The organism is Sphingobacterium sp. NPDC055346 (assembly GCF_053645235.1).
On record NZ_JBSHMI010000001.1, the window covers coordinates 40,917 to 62,640 of the forward strand.

18 protein-coding genes and 1 tRNA gene are annotated in these 21,724 nt (G+C 39.5%); 12 read left to right on the forward strand and 7 right to left on the reverse strand.

Annotation, left to right across the window (positions count from 1 at the left end; translation table 11 throughout):
* Window positions 1-6 precede the first annotated feature (6 nt).
* The 10 genes from rpsI to ACWICE_RS00210 all read left to right on the forward strand — a co-directional run bounded on the left by rpsI (window position 7) and on the right by ACWICE_RS00210 (window position 9,274).
* Window positions 7-393: a 30S ribosomal protein S9 gene (gene rpsI, locus ACWICE_RS00165; protein ID WP_094255221.1), complete on the forward strand. Its 387-nt coding sequence runs from the start codon at window positions 7-9 to the stop codon at window positions 391-393.
* 18 nt (window positions 394-411) lie between these two features.
* Window positions 412-1,218 (forward strand): 30S ribosomal protein S2, encoded by an 807-nt coding sequence (gene rpsB / locus ACWICE_RS00170; protein ID WP_093098738.1) that lies wholly within the window; start codon window positions 412-414, stop codon window positions 1,216-1,218.
* Window positions 1,219-1,409: 191 nt separating this feature from the next.
* Window positions 1,410-2,246, forward strand: coding sequence for a translation elongation factor Ts (tsf, locus tag ACWICE_RS00175; protein WP_093098737.1), 837 nt, complete (start codon window positions 1,410-1,412; stop codon window positions 2,244-2,246).
* Window positions 2,247-2,562: 316 nt separating this feature from the next.
* A complete protein-coding gene (locus tag ACWICE_RS00180; protein WP_185210694.1) occupies window positions 2,563-3,627 on the forward strand; it encodes an AI-2E family transporter in 1,065 nt (354 codons plus the stop codon).
* Between the two features lie 170 nt (window positions 3,628-3,797).
* Entirely contained in the window at window positions 3,798-4,541 is a 744-nt protein-coding gene (locus ACWICE_RS00185) for an SDR family NAD(P)-dependent oxidoreductase (RefSeq protein ID WP_185210696.1), read from the forward strand.
* Window positions 4,542-4,775: 234 nt separating this feature from the next.
* Window positions 4,776-5,642, forward strand: coding sequence for a bifunctional transcriptional activator/DNA repair enzyme AdaA (locus tag ACWICE_RS00190; RefSeq protein WP_454290819.1), 867 nt, complete (start codon window positions 4,776-4,778; stop codon window positions 5,640-5,642).
* Window positions 5,629-6,231 carry an alpha-ketoglutarate-dependent dioxygenase AlkB family protein gene (locus tag ACWICE_RS00195; protein WP_454297377.1) on the forward strand — a complete coding sequence of 201 codons (603 nt, stop codon included), beginning with the start codon at window positions 5,629-5,631 and terminating at the stop codon, window positions 6,229-6,231. Before ACWICE_RS00190 ends, ACWICE_RS00195 begins: the two co-directional genes overlap by 14 nt.
* A 152-nt stretch (window positions 6,232-6,383) precedes the next feature.
* On the forward strand, window positions 6,384-7,973 hold the full coding sequence (locus ACWICE_RS00200) for an ABC-F family ATP-binding cassette domain-containing protein (RefSeq protein WP_454297378.1): 1,590 nt from the start codon (window positions 6,384-6,386) through the stop codon (window positions 7,971-7,973).
* 16 nt (window positions 7,974-7,989) lie between these two features.
* Window positions 7,990-8,529, forward strand: a complete 540-nt coding sequence (locus ACWICE_RS00205) for a dihydrofolate reductase family protein (RefSeq protein WP_454297379.1) — start codon at window positions 7,990-7,992, stop codon at window positions 8,527-8,529.
* A 220-nt stretch (window positions 8,530-8,749) separates the two neighbouring features.
* Window positions 8,750-9,274, forward strand: coding sequence for a hypothetical protein (locus ACWICE_RS00210; RefSeq protein ID WP_185210702.1), 525 nt, complete (start codon window positions 8,750-8,752; stop codon window positions 9,272-9,274).
* 73 nt (window positions 9,275-9,347) lie between these two features.
* Here the strand turns inward: ACWICE_RS00210 and ACWICE_RS00215 are convergent, their stop codons facing one another.
* The 3 genes from ACWICE_RS00215 to ACWICE_RS00225 all read right to left on the reverse strand — a co-directional run bounded on the left by ACWICE_RS00215 (window position 9,348) and on the right by ACWICE_RS00225 (window position 15,035).
* Window positions 9,348-12,512, reverse strand: a complete 3,165-nt coding sequence (locus ACWICE_RS00215; protein ID WP_313260197.1) for a TonB-dependent receptor — start codon at window positions 12,510-12,512, stop codon at window positions 9,348-9,350.
* Between the two features lie 474 nt (window positions 12,513-12,986).
* The gene (locus tag ACWICE_RS00220; protein ID WP_185210706.1) at window positions 12,987-14,450 is read right to left on the reverse strand and encodes an LptF/LptG family permease; all 1,464 of its coding nucleotides are present in this window, start codon (window positions 14,448-14,450) and stop codon (window positions 12,987-12,989) included.
* Window positions 14,451-14,657: 207 nt separating this feature from the next.
* Window positions 14,658-15,035 carry an START-like domain-containing protein gene (locus ACWICE_RS00225; RefSeq protein ID WP_093098723.1) on the reverse strand — a complete coding sequence of 126 codons (378 nt, stop codon included), beginning with the start codon at window positions 15,033-15,035 and terminating at the stop codon, window positions 14,658-14,660.
* A 326-nt stretch (window positions 15,036-15,361) separates the two neighbouring features.
* Here ACWICE_RS00225 and ACWICE_RS00230 point away from each other — a divergent pair.
* Window positions 15,362-15,435: transfer RNA gene (locus ACWICE_RS00230), tRNA-Met, on the forward strand.
* Between the two features lie 224 nt (window positions 15,436-15,659).
* Here the strand turns inward: ACWICE_RS00230 and ACWICE_RS00235 are convergent.
* From ACWICE_RS00235 to ACWICE_RS00245, 3 genes are all read right to left on the reverse strand, one after another.
* The gene (locus tag ACWICE_RS00235) at window positions 15,660-16,064 is read right to left on the reverse strand and encodes a hypothetical protein (protein WP_254526318.1); all 405 of its coding nucleotides are present in this window, start codon (window positions 16,062-16,064) and stop codon (window positions 15,660-15,662) included.
* Window positions 16,065-16,226: 162 nt separating this feature from the next.
* A complete protein-coding gene (locus tag ACWICE_RS00240; RefSeq protein ID WP_454297380.1) occupies window positions 16,227-17,258 on the reverse strand; it encodes an ABC transporter substrate-binding protein in 1,032 nt (343 codons plus the stop codon).
* An 8-nt stretch (window positions 17,259-17,266) separates the two neighbouring features.
* Window positions 17,267-19,435: a TonB-dependent siderophore receptor gene (locus ACWICE_RS00245; protein ID WP_454297381.1), complete on the reverse strand. Its 2,169-nt coding sequence runs from the start codon at window positions 19,433-19,435 to the stop codon at window positions 17,267-17,269.
* Between the two features lie 242 nt (window positions 19,436-19,677).
* On the opposite strand from ACWICE_RS00245, the gene ACWICE_RS00250 reads away from it, so the two are divergent.
* On the forward strand, window positions 19,678-20,061 hold the full coding sequence (locus tag ACWICE_RS00250; RefSeq protein ID WP_454297382.1) for a diacylglycerol kinase: 384 nt from the start codon (window positions 19,678-19,680) through the stop codon (window positions 20,059-20,061).
* A gap of 11 nt (window positions 20,062-20,072) precedes the next feature.
* On the opposite strand, the gene ACWICE_RS00255 is transcribed toward ACWICE_RS00250, so the two are convergent.
* Window positions 20,073-21,371 (reverse strand): serine hydrolase domain-containing protein, encoded by a 1,299-nt coding sequence (locus ACWICE_RS00255; RefSeq protein WP_254526322.1) that lies wholly within the window; start codon window positions 21,369-21,371, stop codon window positions 20,073-20,075.
* Between the last annotated feature and the right edge of the window lie 353 nt (window positions 21,372-21,724).

Genomic DNA, 21,724 nt, shown 5'->3' on the forward strand with positions numbered 1-21,724 from the left:
ACGATTATGTCAACAACTAACACTTCAGGAAGAAGAAAAACTGCTGTTGCCCGCATCTACTTAACAGCTGGCAATGGAAACATTACCGTAAACGGTAAAGATTACAAGGAATATTTTCCTACATTACCTTTGCAATACATCGTTACTCAATCGTTATTGGTAGCAGATTCTCTTGCAAATTTTGACATCAATGTTAACGTTCAAGGTGGTGGGGTAAAAGGCCAAGCAGAAGCAGTTCGTTTAGCGATTGCAAAAGCTTTGGTAGAGCTTAACCCAGAAGTAAAACCTGCTTTACGTTCTAAAGGTTTGATGACACGTGATGACCGTATGGTTGAGCGTAAGAAACCAGGACGTCGTAAGGCACGTAGAAGATTCCAATTCAGTAAACGTTAATATAAGGAGGATCAAAAAATGGCAAGAACAACATATCAAGAATTATTGGATGCAGGTGTTCACTTTGGTCACCTTACTCGTAAGTGGGATCCGAAAATGGCTAAGTACATTTTCATGGAACGCAATGGTATCCACATCATCGACTTGAACAAGACTCTTACAAAATTAGAAGAGGCAGCATCAGCGATCAAACAGATCGTAAAATCAGGTCGTAAAGTTTTATTCGTAGCTACAAAGAAACAAGCGAAAGAAATCGTGGCAGAACAAGCGAAAGCAGTAAACATGCCTTTCGTGACAGAACGTTGGTTAGGTGGTATGCTTACTAACTTTGCAACAGTTCGCAAATCAATCAAGAAAATGTCAAACATCGATAAAATGCAGAAAGATGGCACTTACGATGTATTGTCTAAGAAAGAAAAATTGATGATCCAACGTGAGCGTATCAAGTTAGAGAACCTTTTAGGAGGTATCGCAGACTTGAACCGTTTACCTGCTGCATTATTCATTATCGACGTTAAGAAAGAGCATATTGCGGTTGCAGAAGCGATGAAATTAAACATCCCTACTTTTGCAATGGTTGATACAAACTCTGACCCTACAAACATCGACTTCCCTATTCCAGCGAACGATGACGCGACTAAATCAATCAGCTTAATTGCAAGCGTAATTGGTAAAGCTATCATTGAAGGATTGGAAGAGCGCAAGCGCGATAAAGAAGAGGACGCGGAAAAAGAAGCTGCTGCTGCTAAAGCTGCAGTTGACAATGGTGAAGCTACTGAAGCGACTCCAGGAAAACGCACTCGTAAAGCGAAAGACGTAGAATAATCTTATTCTATAATATAAGCCGGATAGACAAGTGTTGGTTTCTGGAAGATCTGCTTCCTTTTACCGCCCCTGTCTTTCCGGTTTTTTTGCTGAAAGGCAAGAACCTATTGAACATTAAAAGTTAACATTCTGTTGATTTTAATTCAAGGAATGCTTAACACATCAATTGTAATTTTAACAAAAAATATACTATGTCAGTACAAATTTCTGCATCAGATGTAAACAAATTGCGTCAACAAACTGGCGCTGGTATGATGGACTGTAAAAAAGCATTAGTGGAAGCTAATGGTGATTTCGAAGCTGCTGTTGACTACCTTCGTAAAAAAGGTGCTAAAGTTGCTGCTAGCCGTCAAGACCGCGACTCAAACGAAGGAGTAATTATTGCTAAAGCTGCGGCTGATGGCAAATCAGGTATCGTAGTTGAGGTAAACTGTGAGACTGACTTCGTAGCGAAGAACGCTGATTTCGTTGCATTTGCTGAATCAGTAGCTGACGCTGCATTAGCGAACAGCCCTGCTACTCTAGAAGACCTAAAAGCATTGGAAATCGGTGGAACTAAAATCGCTGACTTATTGATCGAACAAACTGGTAAGATCGGTGAGAAAATCGACGTTTCTAAATTCGAAACTGTTGCTGCTGATAAAGTTGTTGCTTATATCCACGGTAACTACCGTCTAGGTGTATTGGTAGGTCTTTCTGCTGATGCTGCTGGTGTTGAAGAAGCTGGTAAAGACGTAGCTATGCAAATCGCTGCGATGAACCCAGTGGCTATCGATAAAGATGGTGTTGATACGAAAACTATCGAACGCGAACTTGAAATCGCTAAAGAACAAATCCGCGCTGAAGGTAAACCAGAAGAAATGGTAGAAAAAATCGCTCAAGGTAAATTGAACAAATTCTACAAAGAAAACACTTTATTGAACCAAGAGTTCGTTAAAGATTCTTCTAAATCTATCGCTCAGTTCTTGGATTCAGTTGCTAAAGGATTGACTGTTACTGCTTTCAAACGTGTACAATTAGGCGCGTAAGCATTATAAAATAAGAAAAGCCCATCCCCAAAAAGGATGGGCTTTTCTTATTTTATAGACTAAGAGACATTAGACATCAGACATTAGACCTATCCTTGCCAAGCAAGTTTTGACAAGCACAGATGGCTGAATTGTTTTTCAAGCAAAGCTGTTTGGTTTTTATGCGATAGGCTCTGTGAAAACGTCAAAAACATTGTTGGAAAAATTAAGTTAATATTAAAGCAGTAAGCTCTATTTAGGGTTATACAGTGGTCTTATGTCTTATGTCTATTGTCTGTTGTCTAAAACACTATATTTACCTAAATTGCTACTGAATATGAGAACGAAGCAGATTAACAACAATTCCATCAACCAGATCATGTTGATTATCATCATTATCTTGGTATGTATCCTAATTTTCAAGAACCTTTACTATTATTTGCCGGGCTTCCTAGGTGCCATTACTTTATATGTGCTATTCCGTAATAGCTACTTTAAATTGACAGAACGAAAAAGATGGAACAAGATCCTGACCAGTCTCCTGTTTATTCTCATATCCATTGTCTTTATTGTATTGCCTATTTGGGCCTTGGTTGATTATCTGGTTCCACAGATCACCAGTTTCTTGAACAATACGGATAAGATCGTCTCCCAGTTCAATCTCTTGAAGGAATATATGGCCGACAAGCCATTCCTGAAGGATATTGACATGTCGGATGAAGCTTTGCTCAATATGCTGCAGCGATTTACCAAATATGTACCAAGCATATTGAACTCCGTGGCCGAGGTCATGATCAATATTATAGTGGCTTTGTTTGTGCTTTATTTTATGTTGGTGTATGGTAGGCAAATGGAAAGTTATATCTCCAGTGGTGTACCCTTCTCACCAAAAAGCAAACAAGAACTATGGAAAGAGTTTGATTCCATGGTCCGTTCCAATGCTATCGGTATCCCTATCTTGGGATTTTTCCAAGGTTTAGTAGCCATGTTGGGCTATTGGATCTTTGGGGTAGATAATTTTATTCTGATGGGCATGCTGACCGGTATTGCTTCCATTGTTCCGGTATTAGGGACCATGACCATCTATGTTCCACTGGGTATCATTACCTTAGCCGGAGGTGAAACTGCCAATGGAATCGGTATCCTCCTCTATGGATTCCTATTGATCGGTAGTATCGATAATATCTTACGCTTTACCATTTTAAAAACATTGGGAAATGTCCCACCTCTGATCACGGTGTTTGGGGTATTGCTGGGTCTAAAATTATTCGGCATGTTGGGATTGATCTTCGGTCCGTTGATCCTATCTTCTGTAGGAGTTTTGATCAAGGTCTATTCCAATGAATATGGCAAGGGAGATTCAATTATCCTGAGTACAGATAACCCTGAGAAAACCGAATAAGGTAAAATAATATTCATATTAGGTAATACCAAAAATGGCGATTATCAAAAGATTGTAAGCTTTGACTTGCACTTTCCTATTAAAGTCATAATCAGCTTTTTGGATGACAAAAGTCACATAACTGCTCTTGTATTCTTTGTATCTTATTGTCAAAATAATAAGCGAACAATATGAAACAACTAAATGACAAAGTGGCTATTGTGACCGGAGGAGTTTCCGGTATCGGTAAGGCAATCGTTGAACTTTTTGTAAAAGAAGGTGCTAAAGTTGTTATAGCGGATCTGAACGAAAAGTTAGGAGAAGAATTGATCAACAATCTTGGTGAGGGGAATGTTATCTTTATTAAAGCAGATGCCTCTTCTGCCGAAGACAATAAAAAAATTGTGGAGGCTGCCATTGAGAATTTCGGCGCACTACATATTGCAGTGAACAATGCAGGAATAGGTGGCGAATCCAACAACGTTGGGGACCTATCTATCGAAGGCTGGAAGAAAGTCATTGACATCAACCTCAATGGAGTATTCTATGGAATGCACTATCAGTTACCAGAGATTGAGAAAGTGGGCGGAAGCATCATTAATATGGCATCTATCCTTGGGGCAGTAGGATTTGCGAAATCATCGGCATACGTTGCAGCAAAACATGGCGTTGTCGGACTGACCCAGGCTGCAGGATGGGAATATGCGACCAAAGGCGTTCGCATCAATGCAATCGGTCCTGGATTTATTGCAACTCCATTGGTTGAAGCCAACCTGGATGCAGACTCCCTGAAATATCTAGAAACACAACATGCTTTCCAAAGATTGGGTAAGCCAGAAGAAGTAGCAGAGCTGGCTTTATGGCTAGCTTCGGATAAAGCTTCATTCGTAACGGCATCCTATTACCCAGTGGATGGCGGTTATTTAGCGAAATAAAAAAACGGAAGGCAATTGAAAAAAATTGCCTTCCGTTTTTTTAATGAATGGGGAATGAAGAAAGCAGGCGAATTCAATTCGCCCCTAAAAATATGGACAGCTTCCCCGCGAAATAATGATCTAGTCCAAGCTCCCATCCCGAACATGCAGCTCCAAACCTAATATTGTTCTAGCTTCTTTGTAAATTAGCAAGATTCGGATTTTTATTGTCCCGATCAGTACGGAAATTTGAATATGGAAAAGACGCAACAAGAGTTAAACTATGACCGTATCGCCAAGGCGATACAGTTTATCCAGGATCACTTTCAGGAGAAACCTAGCCTAGAAGAGATAGCGGAGCATGTTCATTTAAGCCCTTTTCATTTTCAACGATTGTTTTCGGATTGGGTCGGGACCAGCCCAAAGAAATTCCTGCAATATACACAGGTCAACTACGCCAAGAAATTGTTGAAGGAAGAAAAACGGACCCTTTTTGACACCCATATCTTGACTGGTGTTGGCAGTACCAGTAGATTGCACGATATGTTTGTTCAGATCGAAGGGATGACTCCAGCAGAATTCAAACAAGGTGCAGAGGGTCTGTCCATTGCCTATAGTTTTCAGGGTAGTCCTTTTGGAAAATGCCTGATTGCTTCCACAGAGAAAGGAATCTGTTACCTCGCTTTTGTCGATAATGATTCTGCAGGATTGGAAGAGTTAAAACATTCCTTTGAGAACGCAACTTTTATCGCTGAGGAGCAAGCCATCCATCGGGAAGCCCTATTGATATTCAATCTGGAAGATTCTTCCTTAAAACGCATCAAACTGCATTTAAAGGGCACGTCCTTTCAACTGAAGGTCTGGCAGGCCTTACTGTCAATTCCTTTAGGGAAATTGAACTCCTACAAGGAAATTGCGGAAAAAGTTGGCCAACCTACCGCATCAAGAGCTGTGGGAACAGCAATAGGAAGCAATCCGATCGCTTACTTGATACCATGCCACCGTGTAATCCAGACTTCAGGACAAACTGGGGGATATCGATGGAATCCACTGCGAAAAACACTGATGCTAGGTTGGGAATTTGCAAAAACCGATAAAGAAAATCAACATGAAACTATTTAACACGGCCAATCCAAGTAAAAACCTGTTGCCCTATGACGGGACTGTATATTACTATGGAAGAATCTGTGATCCCGATAAGGGCTATTACGAAAAGTTATTGCATGGCATTAGCTGGAAAAATGACCAGGCGGTCATCTTTGGCAGGCATATAGAAACCAAGCGCAAGGTAGCATGGTATGGTGATAAACGATTTGGATACAGCTATTCCAACATACAGAAAATTGCTGAACCATGGACAGCGGAGCTACTTGAACTCAAGGAAATGGTAGAAAGAGAGTCTGGAGAGACTTTCAATTCCTGCCTGCTCAATCTATACCATGATGGCTCAGAAGGGATGGCATGGCACAGTGACGGCGAGAAGGACCTGAAAAAGCATGGAGCCATCGCTTCCCTGACTTTTGGTGCTGAACGTAAGTTTTCTTTCAAACATAAAACCTCCAAGGAGAAGATTGACCTTTACTTGGAAGATGGAAGTCTGTTGATCATGAAAGACCAGACCCAAGACCATTGGTTACATCGGCTGCCTCCTACCAAAACGGTACATGGGGCGCGAATAAACCTCACCTTTAGGACGATAGAGAATGCATAGGTCATGAAAACTATGCATTAAAAATAAAAATCCTATATTTGCAGTACCAATAATCAAAACAGGATATATGTAATACCCAATTTCTTTCCGAAAACAATTAACAAAGCATTTGCATGCTTATGTATGGTTTTATCTTCAAAGCGAAAGGAATTATGGTCATTATACAGAACGCAACATATATTCATCCCAATAAAGACATTTTATTTCAAGGCCTCCATCTGGCAATCAATAAGCATGAAAAAATTGCTTTGATAGGCAATAACGGTGTAGGCAAATCTACTTTACTCAAAGCCATCGCTGCTGAGCTAAAGCTTACTTCTGGATCGATCTTTTGTGAAAGCATCCCCTATTACATTCCACAATTACTGGATAGGTACGATGGCATGAGCATAGGCCAAGCTTTGGCCATCGATGGTAAATTAAAAGCATTACAGGCTATACTCGATGGTCAGCTGGACGAGAACAATTTCGAAATCCTAAATGACGATTGGTCTTTGGAAGAGCGGGTACAGCAAGCCTTAAGCCGATGGAATCTTGCAGGATTGCATTTAGATGAGCCGTTCAACAACTTAAGTGGCGGTCAAAAGACCAAAGTCTTTCTTGCAGGCATCGACATCCATGAACCAGAATTGATCCTGATGGATGAACCCAGCAACCATCTTGACTTGGAATCACGAGAACAGCTATACCAGTTTATTGAAAACTGCAATAAGACGCTTTTCATCGTGAGTCATGATCGTGCTTTACTGCGGTTAATTCCAGAAATGGCCGAAATGAGCAAGACCGGAATTTCACGATTTGGAGGGAATTACGATTTTTTCGCAGAGCAAAAGGAAATTGCCATCAACGCTTTGGATCAGGATGTCAAATCCAAGGAAAAAGAATTGCGAAAGGCCAAAGAAAAAGAGCGAGAAGCCTCAGAAAGGCAGAACAAACTGAATGCCCGCGGTAAGAAAAAACAGGAAAAGGCAGGTATCCCTAAAATACTGATGGGCGGTTTAAAAAATAAGGCCGAAGGAAGCAGTGCAAAACTGAAAGGAGTACATCAGGAAAAGATTTCCGGAATCCAGCAAAATCTGAGCAGCCTCCGGGCAAATTTACAGGACATCGATCAAATGAAATTTGGATTTGAAGAATCAGGCCTACCCATTGGAAAAAACCTAGTGGAGCTGAAAAATGTCAATTTACTAATCAATGGCAAAGAACTCTGGAAACTGAACGTAAATTTTCAGCTCCAATATGGAGATAGAGTTGTCATAAAAGGCAATAATGGTTCCGGGAAAACCAGTTTGATACGGTTAATTCTTGGGGAGATGCCAAGCTATTCGGGCGAATTGAAAAAAGCGGACTTCAGCTTTGTATATGTTGACCAGACCTATTCTATGGTCAGGTCTACAAATTCCATTTATGATATGGCCCAGTCCTTTAATCAATCCGGTTTATTGGAACATGAGGTAAAGATCAGATTGAACCGTTTCCTTTTCCATAAGGAAAGTTGGGAAAAGAGCTGTTTGGTCCTCAGTGGAGGAGAGCGAATGCGCCTGTTATTATGTTGCCTAAACATCAGCAGCAAAGCACCAGATATCATTATTCTAGATGAGCCAACAAACAATATCGATATACAGAATATGGAGATATTAACCGCAGCTATACGCTCCTACCAAGGAACCTTAATCGTTGTCTCACACGATCAGTATTTTTTGGAGGAAGTAGGCATACAGAAGAACATTACGCTAGACTAAAGCAGAAAGGAAAAACATGAAAAAAATTATTTATTATGTGGCTTCGTCCATAGATGGATTTATTTCCGGAGAAAACGATGATGTAAGTGGATTTTCCTATGAAGGAGAGGCTGTAAAAAGGTATTTGGAAGATCTAAAAGCATTCAATCATGTAATGATGGGCAGGAAGACCTACGAATTTGGCTATCAATTCGGAGTAAAACCAGGTGATCCCTCTCCTACCTATGCACACATGACCCAGTATATCCTTTCCAATAACCTGGAATTTGAAAATAAACATGGACAGGTCAGGGTTCTTCCCTTGGATGTTGAACAGGTAAAGCGTCTGAAACAAGAAGCAGATACCGATATCTATTTGTGTGGAGGTGGGCAATTGGCGGGCTGGTTGCTCAGTAATGAATTATTGGATGAAGTAAAGATCAAGCTCAATCCAGTAATAGTTGGATCAGGAACAAAGTTATTCGAAGGTATTAAAAAGAATTACGGATTAAACCTTTTGGGCGATGAAAAATATGAGCATGGAATGAAAATACTACTTTATTCCATCGATTATTAAAAATGCGAAATTTAATTTCCGAAATATTTTATTTCTTAAAAGAAAATATACATTTTTGTGCCGAGCATGGTTAACTTATTTTGGGAATTTAAAATATAATAAGTCAAACAAAAAATAAGACATAAGTGTTTGATTGTAAAACACTTTAGCTTAAATTTGATTTAATCAAATATACATTAACCAGCTTACCAGTAACAATAACCAAATTTGGGATATTAACATGAAAGGAAGATTTCTACTCTTTATTATTATTGGCATCCTTGTAGGATGTAAAGAGGAAGATATGTCCCCTCTTGAAGGTGAGTTTGACAAAACCCTATTGGAAAAGTACATTTGGAAAAATGATATCCTGATCGATGAGGTTTTTACGGACAACAGTAGTCCGGAACATTACAACAGAGTAACCACTTTAAGCTTTACCGCTACGCAATACAGCCATACCGTTCAGGACTCCGTCAAGGAGTCGTCCCTGTTCAGGGGTAAGATGGATCATGAAAGGACAGCTAGCAGGATTTCAGAATATTGGGGAGATTATACCTTCAACGGACAAGATTCAACCCTGGTCTTTTCATATCGCGTCAATGAAAAGCTGTTCAACAGATTAAATCTTTCCAGTGATTCGTTGATTATTTATAATACCTATAAAATCATCAATCTATCCGAAGATGAGCTGACCCTGAAATTGACGAATGATTCGGTCATGCACGGTTATAATCCAGTAATGACATATAAACCGATAAAGTGATCGGTATCTAAATAGCAAAAGGAGCTAGTGATCAGTCGCTAGCTCCTTTTTTATTGTTGTTTAATGCTTTCAATTAGAATGCATATCGCAATCCTAATTGGATTTGATATGGGCTTCCATTCAAGTTAGACACCCCTACATTAGAAGACATGTTGTACACATACTCTTGTTTTGTAGCATCAAAACTTTTGATACTATACAGGTTTTGTTTACCCAGGTTGTTTCCAACTCCCCATTCTTTGTTCAGAAGGTTAGCAACGTTGAAAATATCGATGGATGCTTCAATACCATGAGTTTTGTAGAATTTGAATTCTTTAGCCAAATGAAGGTCGAATACACCGTAGAAACCATTGATACCGCCATTTCGCTCTGCTACTTTACCTACATTGTTTTGGATATAATCTTTGATACTTTGTTCAGCATCCGGGTTGTTTAAGATAGCATTGATTCCAGTACGGATATTATCAGGAGTATTATTGCTATTCGGATCGAAAACATAGGCTAGATCATTGGAATTCACGAAATCCCCATTGACATTTCCTTGGACGGCCATGGAATATCTCGTTCCTGCGATACCACTATAGCGCAATCCCATGGAAACACCCCACATGGATGGCAATGTTCCATAAAACACTACTTTATGGCGGTATTGGTTATCGGAATAAGTCATGGTACTCAAATCACGGGGATCATCTTTTACCATTAACGATAGGGTCGCTGAATTGGCCACATTACCATTGTAAGAGGTATTATCTTTTGAATCATTCCAAGTATATGACATAGTCACTTGTCCATCTTTAAAATAGCGGTAAGTACCATCCACAACCACGGTATAGGTATTGTTTTTACCCTCGCTGTTCATTTCCAACACACGGCCCACTTCCGTTGTTTTTCTGCTGTTAACCCAGTTTGCTGCACCGTTCTTAGGATTAATGCTACTTGCCGGAACATATACCCCTCTGTCACCTTCATTTTTCAGACGGAACATCGGCTCATCAACCATATTGCGGTCAACATACATGTAATTATTTCTTCCCCAGGTACCAAAAGCTGACACACCCACTCTTAAAGAAGGAGTGAAAAAGTGGTTCAGGGAGATATTGGCCTTATATATCGTTGGCACTTTAACATCCTTACTGTTGGTGTTGATGGTTACCAATTTTTCTACGCCCGGTTGATTTAATAGATCTTTTCCAGGAGCTGAATTTGGATCTTTCCTGTAGTCTTCAAAATTAGGTCTTGGCATCAATCTCGGGTCTGTGATATCAACCCCGGCAATGCGTGTTCCATCAAACAACATATTGTTCAGCATGGAATAAGGGTTTAAGGCCGACCCGAATACACCTCCACCAAAACGGATGATATTCTTTCTTTCTTCATTGACATCCCATGTAAACTGCACCCGTGGTTGGATTTGGAAAGTATTGATTCCATTGTCCGTTGAAATTCCTAATTCATCATAAACCACCTGATTGAAGTTTGCTTTTCTTAGATATTGGGTATTATCCAAACGAAGGCCGGCAACCACATCTAGGCCTCTAGCGATCTTTGCTTCCATCTGTCCATAGATACCGACAGCTAAATTATTGACCTTGGTGGTTTCCTCATCTGTAATATATACATCACGGGCATAACGATAAGGAGTTAGGTTTTTAAAGTTATCCATTCCGGTGAAGTAGAATCTACCATTCATTTCACTACCGTAGCGAAAATCCATATTGGTATACATGATATCGGCACCAAAGGTGTATTTGATCTTTTCCGTGTTGAAATAAAGATTATTTACAGCTTGGATCATGTTTCCATGGAACCATTCAGGAGAAAAACGTTGTCCTCCGATCTGAATGCTGTTGAAATATTCTTTCTCGCCATCTTTAGATTGCACATTTTCAACAATAGCACGCGGGATACTTTGATCTTGGCCTATGCCGTTGACATTATGGAAAACATCAGAGCTTTCGTAGAAATGTTGCACCTTGAAATCATTAGTCAGTCGAGGACTGATCGATGTTCTCAAGGAAGCCATTAAGCTATTGTTAATGTATTTACGATTCATGTACGATTCGTAAGCGTTGATACCTGAATTATCCCCTTCTTGATTATTGTCTTGGTCGTAAACAAAGTTATTACGGATCGTCAACAAGTTTTTATCATTGATCTGCCAGTCAATCCTTGCGAAGGCAGCATCAGTTTTCTTCTTTTTATCGAAGGCACCGAATAATCTGTTTGCATCGGCACCATATTGGTTTTGAGCGATCTGACTGAAGGCATCCAGGGTTTCTTGGGTTACTTTATAACGGCCGATATCCGCTGCGTTCTGTATATCCGCGATATATAGAGGTCTTGAATCCGTTTGATGATCCCAAGCCACAAAGAAATGTGCTTTATCTTTAATGATCGGTCCACCTAATGAAAAACCATATTGATAAGTGGAGAACTCTTGGGTCCTTGGGGTTCCGTTCAGGTTATACTTACTGGATAACCAACCCGTTCTTGCAAATGTAAATGCACTCCCGGTCAAGGTATTGGTACCTGATTTGGTAACCGTAGTTACACTACCTCCCCCGCTTCTTCCATAAGTCACATCATAATCATTGGTTACCACCTTAAACTCACGGATGGCTTCCATGGAAATTGAATAAGCTCCACCACTGTTACCACCTGCAACGGTACTTCTGGAGTTCATCCCATCAACGGTAAAATTGGTTGAGGATGCACGTTGTCCGGCCAGGTTGGTTCCTGTACTCATTGGAGAAAGATCAATCAATGAAGAGAAGTTACGGCCATTTACCGGCATCTTTTTAAGTTCGTTTGCAGTGATTGCCGTAGAAGCTCCTAAAGATCTGATCTTGTTTTGTAGACCTTGACCCTGAACTACAATCTCATCAATGGTATTGGATTCATTTGTCAGCTGAAAGTTTACATTTAATTCATCGCCATAGTTTAATCGGAAATCAGTTTGTTTCTGTTCCTGAAAACCTAGATGGTTTGCTGTTACAGTGTAAGGAGCACCCAAGGGCAATTGTTGAAAAGAATAGTTACCGTTTTGATTGGTTACCGTTTTTTGAGTAAAACCGGTGGATTCGTTCCGAATAGTGATTGTAGTGCCGCTTAAAGGTTCTGCACCATCGGTAATCTTTCCTACAATGGTCGCTTCGGTACTTTGCGAGAAAGCATGATAGGGAACTGAAAAGATGAGGAGTAAAAAGAGCCAGGGCCCAAAAATGTTCTTAAGCATAATAATTTTTTACGTTTAGTTTGATTGTTAACTTCATACTTGTTAACTGGACAATTAAATTGGTCACGAAAATATTGAGAGGATGTTTTCATTTGATTAAGGCTTGATTAAGAAATATTTAATTCTCCTTATTTTTCATTCATTTAGTGTCGTTATTTCGAAAAAATAGTTTCAAAATCCCTTAATTTAAAGCGCTTTAGATAGTTAATAAATACTTAACCTGCTGCTTTTAGAATGTTTTCTTGTGGGATTATTCTTGTATCGAGGATGATTGATTGTAACGGTGTTTGAACCTGGATGCCATTCGGAAGGGTTCAGAGCACAGGATGGGAGGATGGACCAAGAACATCTTTTCAATTGGTCGCTGGAAAGTCCCCAATTCTGATTAGTCGTATCGAATATACCCCCTTGGAAATAAAAAGAAAAAGGAGTTGTCTGGGTAGACAACTCCTTCTGATTTACTCGTAATTATTATTAAGAAGTAGTACTTTTTGTTTCTTTCTTTTTTTGGAAAAACCCTGATATCTTATTCCAAATAGCCTGGGCTTTCATCTTATACTGATCAGCATCGAACAAGGCGGAGTCTGAGGTCGATTTATAGGTCAAAAAGATGGCTAATGGCGTCAATACTATTATGGCCATCCACATACCCCACATCGGCGTCAGGCTTGCATCCTTCGCTGCTTTCTCTGCTAAGGTCGCAATAACATGGTAGATCAGGAAAAATATAATGGCCATAACGACGGGAAGTCCCAGACCACCCTTTCGGATAATTGCTCCTAATGGCGCTCCGATTCCAAAGAGTAAGAGACAAGAAACGGCCAAGGTGAATTTCCTGTGCCATTCTATATCGTAGCGGATATCCTTTTCAGCATACGGGGTAAACTCAGCATCTCGATTGACAGCCATATCCTTGATTTGCCTGGCTTGGCTCAGACCATTGTTAATGGCCATCCTCAACTGCCCGTTCTTATCTAGATCAGGTAAAGAAACCTTCGCTGCAGTCCTTCCAGGACTGTTTTCCCTAAAATATGGAGAATAATAATTGACATAGCGTTTGGCTTCGCCAGCATTGACCAACTCTAAACTATCGATATAGACTCGATTGGAATCAGAATAGAGCCGCAATTGCTTGAGGTTCAACATTTGATGGTGGGATTTGAATAGATCCTGGTCAGTCCTATTCATCTGAAAACTACCCATGTCAAACTTAGTGGTTGTTTCTTTAAACCTGAATCGTGTAAATTGTTGCCTAGGGTCATAACGTTTGGCGTTTTCAACCCGCGCATCCTCATATCGCACACCATCCTTTAATTCAAGGACCATGTAATTATTATCAGCTGAATTTTGGATAAAGCCTTCTTTGGCAAATGTCACATTGCTCGCCGTTCCTCCAGAGGGGTGCTCATAGATCATCAGATCTTTCAAGGTGGTCCCATCTTCACTTTTTCCCTTTGCACGGATACTATATCCCGGAATGGTATTGTTAAAAACCCCAGGTTTGATAAAGAAATCCGCTTTTTTCTTACGGACATCATATAACAGGGAGCCCATTTTCAGGTTTACCACCGGAAGGATATAATCTGAGAAGAAAAAAGATCCTGCACTGAATAGTCCTACCACAATAAACAATGGGGTCATGGCTTTACGAAGAGAAACACCGGCAGCCTTAATGGCCACGAGTTCATAACTCTCCCCTAAGTTACCAAAGGTCATGATGGACGAAAGAAGCATGGAAAGTGGAAGTGCCATAGAAAGCTGTACGGCACATTGGTAAGCCAAAAGCTCTAAAATTACATACCATTGAAACCCCTTTCCGATAAGGTCATCGATGTACTTGAACAAAAACAGCATCAACAGTACAAACATGACAATAAAGAAAGTCACCAAAAAGGGCTTAATAAATGCTTGTAATATGAGTAAGTTTACTTTTTTCATGTAATTTCAATAGGACCATTTGACAAAACTCTTTGGAAAGAGATGGTCTTGCTGCAAAGATACACTTTTTGTGAACTCAAAAATGTTAGAAAAAAGTTAATGTGGCCGTAAAAGTGGTTGTGTGCAATCCTTTCCAAAATACAAGTATGGTCAGGATATAAAGAGGCCCCCAAAGAATATTTAGAGGCCTCCGTTTATTAAGTATTTCTATGCTCCGATTACCCTTTGCAGGTAACCGATAGAGTTATTCCAAATTAGTTTTCTATCGTCCAAATTATCTTCTTTCACATAATCTGTAACACTCAATGCTACATCATTGGTCAATTCATCTTGAATGATTTCAATTTCGAAGAAATACGGTTCATCATCCAACCATTTGAACTTTACGCTTTTGTTTTCTTTAGTTGCAATCAACTTAGCGCGGTGGGATTCATTGTCCCAAATAAATTCATAAATACCATCGTGATAATTCACATCATCTGCAAACCATTGAGCAAGCTCATTTGGCTCCTGAAGGTAAGGAAAGAGGATTCTAGGTGAAGAATTTAATACATATTCTAAGTTTAATTTAATCTTTTCTGCCATTTGATATGTATAAGTAGATCTTAATATTTTTGTTAGTACTCGATGTGCATGTTTTACATGCTACTTTTTGTAAGTATAATGAATAAATCCGTTATTCAAAAAAAACTACAAAAATCTTTTATTCACAAAAACAGCATTATTAACAGTGCAGAATTGCTCCAGATCAAGATGACTGCGGAAATTTAGGTTAATTTCCCTTGAGGCTATCTTTTTGAATATAAATTGATTGTAGCGATTCTGCTGAAAATTGAGGATTTGAAGTCTAAAATTGTATAAAATTTTCTTTGATAATTATTCCTTATTGCTATCTTTGCATACCGAAAAACGGCGGGGTAGCTCAGATGGTTAGAGCGCAGGATTCATAACCCTGAGGTCGGCAGTTCGATCCTGCTCCCCGCTACTGGAAAAAAGCTCATCTTACGATGAGCTTTTTTGGTATTTAGTAGAAAGTATTTAAACGTAGGGTGGAAATAGAGCTTTGCTATATTTGATTTAGGGAAAGATCTTACATCTTCCACTAACTCAACCGCTTGCAATTCTGCCGCTAGCCGAAGAAGACCTTCTTCGATCTTTTAATTGAGGTTGGTGAGGATTTTTTACCCAGAATGGTTTGGGTATTGATTCTTAATCTTTCTGTTCCTTCTCCAATTCTTTGATTCTTCTTTTCACCTCTTTTCTAAATAGGATACTTTCTTGAAAGTGTTTCTTCCTCAAGAATTCCAATAAGTATACGGTCAAAGCTCCTCCAAAAATCGCGATCCCTATCTCGGATAGGACATCTAAAATAATTCTATCGACAAATTCACCAAAGGCATCATCATCAAAGAAATAGCGAAGGAGTCTCACGGCGATGGTTAGGCCAAGGCCTAGAACAAAGAAATATTTTAAGAATTTGGCTTGGAAGATGGATTGATTGACCATGGAATCCAGTTCTGCTGGATTTTTTCGATAGTATGCTACGATTTCATCGGTAATGATGGGTTTTTCATTCCTGAGGGCGGATTCAAGGATTTTATCTTCAATATTCATCTTATCATCAATCTTTAGGAATATAAAGGATTTAAATTTTAAAAGGTTTGCACACTTGGAAAATCAAGTCCTTGTAAAAATAGAAAGCTCGATATACATCGAGCTTTTTTCTATATGTAGAATATAGGCCGTAATGGACTATATGTTGTTTTTCCAATTTCTTTAAAGCAATTCCACCAATCTTTCAGACTTCTCGTTTCCATATAGTTTCTGTAAGACCTCAGTAATCCTTTGCGTGGTCTGGGCACTATCACCTTGGTAAGCCCATTCATTGATCAGTGCTGCTGTACACAAAGCCTTTAGGGTATGTGGATTGTAAAAGAACATCGGATCGAGGTTAAAGATCTGTTTGTTTTTAATTGCGGTAATTCCTGCAAACTCCTTACGGTCATAAAAAAGGTTTGGGCTATCATTCCACATGACGATCATATCAGGGTTCCATTCTATCAATGTTTCAGGATTAATGGTAGGGAATCCGACTTCATATGGACAGACATTTTCAACACCTGCCATGGTCAGGCAAGAATGCATCATCCCATTTATTCCGGTAGTAGAAAGGATCCTTCCGTAAGCACCCGTAAAATATACCCGTCTCTTTTCATTTAATCCTGCAACTTCATTCTGCATTCTGTTCACTTCCGATTTTGTATAGGAAACAATCTCTTTGGCCCTATCCTCATTACCTGTCAGAATGCCAATATCTTCAACGGTTTTATAGACCTCCTCCTCAGAGATTGCATTCAAGGCGTATACTTGTACACCTGCATTACGAAGGGTTTCGATCAAATCTTTTTGGGTTGAAGCGGCAATGACCAAATCCGGTGAGAGCTCAATGATATTTTCAATATTTCCTTGGTTGTTCAAGCCCGGTGCAGGTATTTTTCTCTCTGCAATCTCTGCACTCATCTTTGAATAATAAGGATACAGTTCTTGGCTCATGTAGACATCATTGAAAATACCTACCAAAGACTTTTCAGCACCCAAAACAAATAAAGCATCCAAACCTGGTTCATCCAGACACACGATTCGTTTCACAGGTTTGTCAAGATTAATTGTGGCCCCCAAGGCATCTTCTACCATGATAGCTGATTTAGCTTCTTCCTTTTGGTTGTTTTGTGAAGTATTACAAGATACCACTAGGAAAACCAACATTATTCCTAACAGGTTTGATATGATCTTAATTGAATTTTTCATGTTGTTGATTATAAGTTAACACGTAGGGAAAGTCTTGCATGGATTGGCGCCATCTGTACCCAATAGTACATATCATTTGCCCCATTTCTCCATGCTGTAGAATACATTTTCCGGTTCAATACATTATTTACGATAAGGTTTATTTTATATTTTTCGTTATTCCAGCCAGCACCTACATCCAATCGGAAATTATCTTCCAGGGGTTGCGAACTGGCATTAGGGAACCTTTCTGTCCTTCCCATGAGTAACTGGTAACCGGCAGATAGAGAAAAGCCGCTAAGCTTTGGGATAGGTAAATAATAGTTCAGCCAAGTATTCTGGATATGCTTCACCAAATTGGGGGTTGCTCTTCCAATAAGCTCTGGGTTATATTCATCCTCCGTGATTTCTGAATCCGTATAAGCATAGTTGACAATGGCATTCAATCCTTTGGCAAGCTGCCCTTTCATATCAAATTCGAAACCTTTGGATTGGCTCACACCTGTTTGATAGATCAAGTTAGAAGTAGGATCGACAGAAACAAGTTGATTACGTTCGATATGGTAAACGGCCAATGTTGTGTTCCATCTTCCTTCGGACCAATCGCGTTTGAAACCTAGTTCATAATTGATACCTCGGATAGGTTCCAATGCATTCCCATCTACCGAGATACCCGATTGTGGTAAATAAGTGCGGTCATGCAAGAAATATAGGGAAGCATCTTTAGTCAAGGCATAGTTTATGCCTACTCTTGGAGTCAACACCAAGTCATCGGTTTCTGTTTTTGCACCATAGTCTGTAGAGTTTCCTTTTGATGCTGTCAATCGCAATCCAAGGGTAATCCTTAATTTATCGTTTAGCATGCTCAATTCATCCATGGCATACACGGATGCATAGAACAGTCGTCTTTCAACAATATTACCCTCAGAATAGAAATCATTCTCAGAGGCAAAGTCACCACCTATGCCATTATTCATGATGGTCGTTGAATAGACCGGATTGGATATGGAAAGTGGATAGACCGCTGTAGCAGTTCCCCAGGTATCCCGGCTGTTGGACGATTTATTATTGATATCGACTCCTGTAATGAAATTGTGTTTTAGACTTCCGGTATTGAAGTTCCCGTTCAGATAGAATTGGGTAGAGAAGACATTGTACTTATTGGAATCATAGACCAGATTACGATCAAGGATATCTGGATTTTGCTTATTAGCACCATTTACCCAAAAAATGGACCCATCATAGCCCATCTTGATATAGCTGGCTTTTGCAGTGAATTCCCAATTATTTTTAAAGCTATTCTGATAGGTCAGGAACATATTGTGATCACTGCCCGAAAAAGGACGGACGCTTGGGTCGGTTATGGTAAAATCTACAGGCAGGGTACCATATCCGTAAGGAGACATCTGAGCCTCACTCAACAACAAATAGTTCAACTGCTGATAGATATATTCTGCCGTTATGGAGGATTTTTCGTTGATTTGGTACTTTAGGGATGGCGCAAAAAGAATCCTGTTGTTTCGATCATGTTCCATAAAGCCATTGGCTTTCATGCCCATCAGGTTCAAGCGATATTGAAGCTTTTCTGCACCATCAAACTTCCCATCCAAGTCAATTGCTGCCCGCATTTGGTTAAAACTCCCCATCAGCACATCGATACTTCTCCGGGTCTCGCCTGTTGGTTTTTTAGTGACTACATTGTAGGATCCTGCTGGATCGCTCATGGCATGCATAAAACCGGCTGGACCCTTCAGGAATTCTACCCGATCGATTACCGCAACATCATCTCCAATTGGGCCTTTTCCCAAAGGTCTAAGGTCCACTCCATTTCTTTGAGCTGAAATATAGCCAGCCCTGGAATAGATATCAGGTGATATACCATTATGCAGTTCTTCACGCATGGTACCACTGACATTTCTGGTCAGGCTTTCGTTTAAGTTGGTTACAGCTTGATCACGGAAAACCTCGCCATCTAAGATCTGAATATTTTGGGATGTGTTTAACAAGGAAGTTCGAAGCCTTAATCCCTCCGACATCTCCTTGATATTATAGCGTTTGTAATATTTTGAATTGACTTCTACCTCCTCGACCTGATAAACCTTTAAGGTATCGGGAGCTGTCTGATCTTGATTTTGAGCCTTTAAAATAATTGGCACAATAAAACATATTCCTAAAAAGAGATTTTTGTTAGTTAGCATAGAAAATGAGTTTGATTTTCTCTCATACTCAAAGGAAATAAAATGCTATTAGAGGGGTATAAGTGTGATATTAGAATGAAATTAGAAATTAAAATATCTCGATTTTTGGGTGAAATCTTAATATTTTATGACAAAATATTTTATTCCATCAAATTCTCATTAATTGTCCCTAACTTTTTCAAATAAACAGGAATTGATACCTTTGAGAAAATCCAGTTCGGCAATAATTATCATAAAGAGAAATGTCCAAAGAAAAAGAGCCATTCAGCCTTAAAAAAAGAATCAAGAGTTTTGAATATTCCTTTGCTGGTTTAGCTCATCTTTTGAAGCTTGAACATAATGCTAGGATCCATGTCACTGCTGCAATCATGGTCGTGGTTGCCGGTTGGTTACTTGAAATAAGTAGTATGGAGTGGGTTGCAATCGTGATTTGCATTGGTTTTGTTTTTACTACGGAGACCTTAAATACTTCAATAGAAAATATCTGTGACCATTTGACCACAGATATTCATCCTCATATTAAGATCATCAAAGATTTAGCATCTGGAGCTGTTTTAATCAGCGCAGTGACCGCTGTTGTAGTTGCTTTGATTATATTTTTACCTAAAATTCTCAGTCTTGTCTGAGAGCCTTCTGGTTATTTCTTGTTCAACAGATAGTTTGCTACGGCATCATAAGCGGGCAGAGAGTACGGGTCGTTGGCGGTGTTGCTTGCCACCGGGTGGGAAGCCAATCTAACCAAGACCATTTCGGCCGTTGGATCTATGTAAATCGTCTGTCCATGCACGCCCCTTGCGCAGAATGCACCATGCTTATTGTTGGATATCCACCACATATTGCGGTAGCTCCAATCCTTTAAATTGCTGTAGCCTGCTTTGGCAAAATCCGATTGCTTCCCTCCTTTACGGATATCATCAATAACCTCCTTCTTTAATACCTGTTTGCCATTGAACTGACCATTGTTTCGGATCATCTCCCCAAACATGGCCAAATCCCTCAGGTTGGCATTAAAGCCACCGCCTGCAAACGCAATTCCAGAGCGGTCAATTTGATAATATCCATCGTGATGAGCTCCGATGGGTTTCCAAATCTTTTCTGAAAGCAATTCAGGGATGCTTTTACCAGTTGCCCTACTGATTACCCAGCCCATTGCATCGGTGTTAATGGTTTTATAACCAAAAGCTTCGCCATGCTTCCCTGCTTTTTTTACAGTTTCAAGAAACTCATAATAATTGGTCGGCCCTTTGTAATCTTTAGGAACCGGAACTGGATTTCCTGCTGCCGAAAACACCCAAATGTCTGCATTCGGATCAGCATAATCCTCCGAATAATCCAGCGAAGTGGTCATATCCAAGACCTGTCTGACAGTAGCATCTCCGAAGGCCGAGTTCTTGAGTTCTGGGACATAATCCTGGACTAATTTATTTTCATCCAAAATGCCCTCAGCAACCAAGCTGGCCCCTAAAGTTCCTGTAAAAGTTTTGCTTACAGACATTACTGCATGGGTACCCTCCTGATCCAGCTCTGCAAAATATTTTTCATAAATAATTTTCCCTTTATGCAGAATGATAATGCCATCGGCATAAGTCTTATCCAATGATTCTTTAAAGTTTATTGGAGATTTTTCTCCCAATGGAATAAAAGTCACCTTATCCAATTCACTGTCTATTTTGCTTTCAAAGCTATATCTATCATTTTGATTTGCCTGAACCACTTTGGTCGGCATAAATTCACGCATATGACAGACACTATAGCGTAAGCCTGGAAATTGAAAAAAACTGCCATCAAACAGGGACAGGGTGCTGTCTTTAGCAGGTGGAAAGCCTTTCATCCACCCCATTTCTTTGGGATTTGATTGTTCTGCCGTTAAATTGTTTTGTGCGCTCAAGGTAGTACAGATTGATAAATTGATTAAACAGATTAATAGTTTTTTCATAGTATTTCAAAGGTAGTGTATCTGAATTAATAGCTGGAGCCAAAAAATTGTTTGGAATGAATCAATAGTACGCGATAGAATATCGAATCTCGTCAACTACCTGTTAATATAGTGTAGATATTTGTTAATTAAGGCAAAGTTCTTTAAGGCTAATTATATTATTTTCGATTATTCAAAAACATGTAAGAATTTGTAAAAAGATTTGATATGTGGGGAATAATTAACCTAAACCTATTTTAAATGGCTTAATCTATTTCCTCACATTTAACAAATCATTCTTAATAAAGAGTTAGTTAGTCAATATAGTTTTTAATTTGGTTTAAATCCACCTTGGGGAAGGTGGATTTTTCATT

Coding starts and splice junctions, on each gene's coding strand:
- ACWICE_RS00195 (WP_454297377.1), top strand. CDS start 5,629: ATGAAACTATTTAACACGGCCAATCCAAGTAAAAACCTGTTGCCCTAT.
- ACWICE_RS00220 (WP_185210706.1), bottom strand. CDS start 14,450: ATGAAAAAAGTAAACTTACTCATATTACAAGCATTTATTAAGCCCTTT.
- ACWICE_RS00200 (WP_454297378.1), top strand. CDS start 6,384: ATGGTCATTATACAGAACGCAACATATATTCATCCCAATAAAGACATT.
- ACWICE_RS00250 (WP_454297382.1), top strand. CDS start 19,678: ATGTCCAAAGAAAAAGAGCCATTCAGCCTTAAAAAAAGAATCAAGAGT.
- tsf (WP_093098737.1), top strand. CDS start 1,410: ATGTCAGTACAAATTTCTGCATCAGATGTAAACAAATTGCGTCAACAA.
- ACWICE_RS00255 (WP_254526322.1), bottom strand. CDS start 21,371: ATGAAAAAACTATTAATCTGTTTAATCAATTTATCAATCTGTACTACC.
- ACWICE_RS00240 (WP_454297380.1), bottom strand. CDS start 17,258: ATGAAAAATTCAATTAAGATCATATCAAACCTGTTAGGAATAATGTTG.
- ACWICE_RS00205 (WP_454297379.1), top strand. CDS start 7,990: ATGAAAAAAATTATTTATTATGTGGCTTCGTCCATAGATGGATTTATT.
- ACWICE_RS00190 (WP_454290819.1), top strand. CDS start 4,776: ATGGAAAAGACGCAACAAGAGTTAAACTATGACCGTATCGCCAAGGCG.
- rpsB (WP_093098738.1), top strand. CDS start 412: ATGGCAAGAACAACATATCAAGAATTATTGGATGCAGGTGTTCACTTT.
- ACWICE_RS00180 (WP_185210694.1), top strand. CDS start 2,563: ATGAGAACGAAGCAGATTAACAACAATTCCATCAACCAGATCATGTTG.
- ACWICE_RS00225 (WP_093098723.1), bottom strand. CDS start 15,035: ATGGCAGAAAAGATTAAATTAAACTTAGAATATGTATTAAATTCTTCA.
- ACWICE_RS00235 (WP_254526318.1), bottom strand. CDS start 16,064: ATGAATATTGAAGATAAAATCCTTGAATCCGCCCTCAGGAATGAAAAA.
- ACWICE_RS00215 (WP_313260197.1), bottom strand. CDS start 12,512: ATGCTTAAGAACATTTTTGGGCCCTGGCTCTTTTTACTCCTCATCTTT.
- ACWICE_RS00185 (WP_185210696.1), top strand. CDS start 3,798: ATGAAACAACTAAATGACAAAGTGGCTATTGTGACCGGAGGAGTTTCC.
- ACWICE_RS00245 (WP_454297381.1), bottom strand. CDS start 19,435: ATGCTAACTAACAAAAATCTCTTTTTAGGAATATGTTTTATTGTGCCA.
- ACWICE_RS00210 (WP_185210702.1), top strand. CDS start 8,750: ATGAAAGGAAGATTTCTACTCTTTATTATTATTGGCATCCTTGTAGGA.
- rpsI (WP_094255221.1), top strand. CDS start 7: ATGTCAACAACTAACACTTCAGGAAGAAGAAAAACTGCTGTTGCCCGC.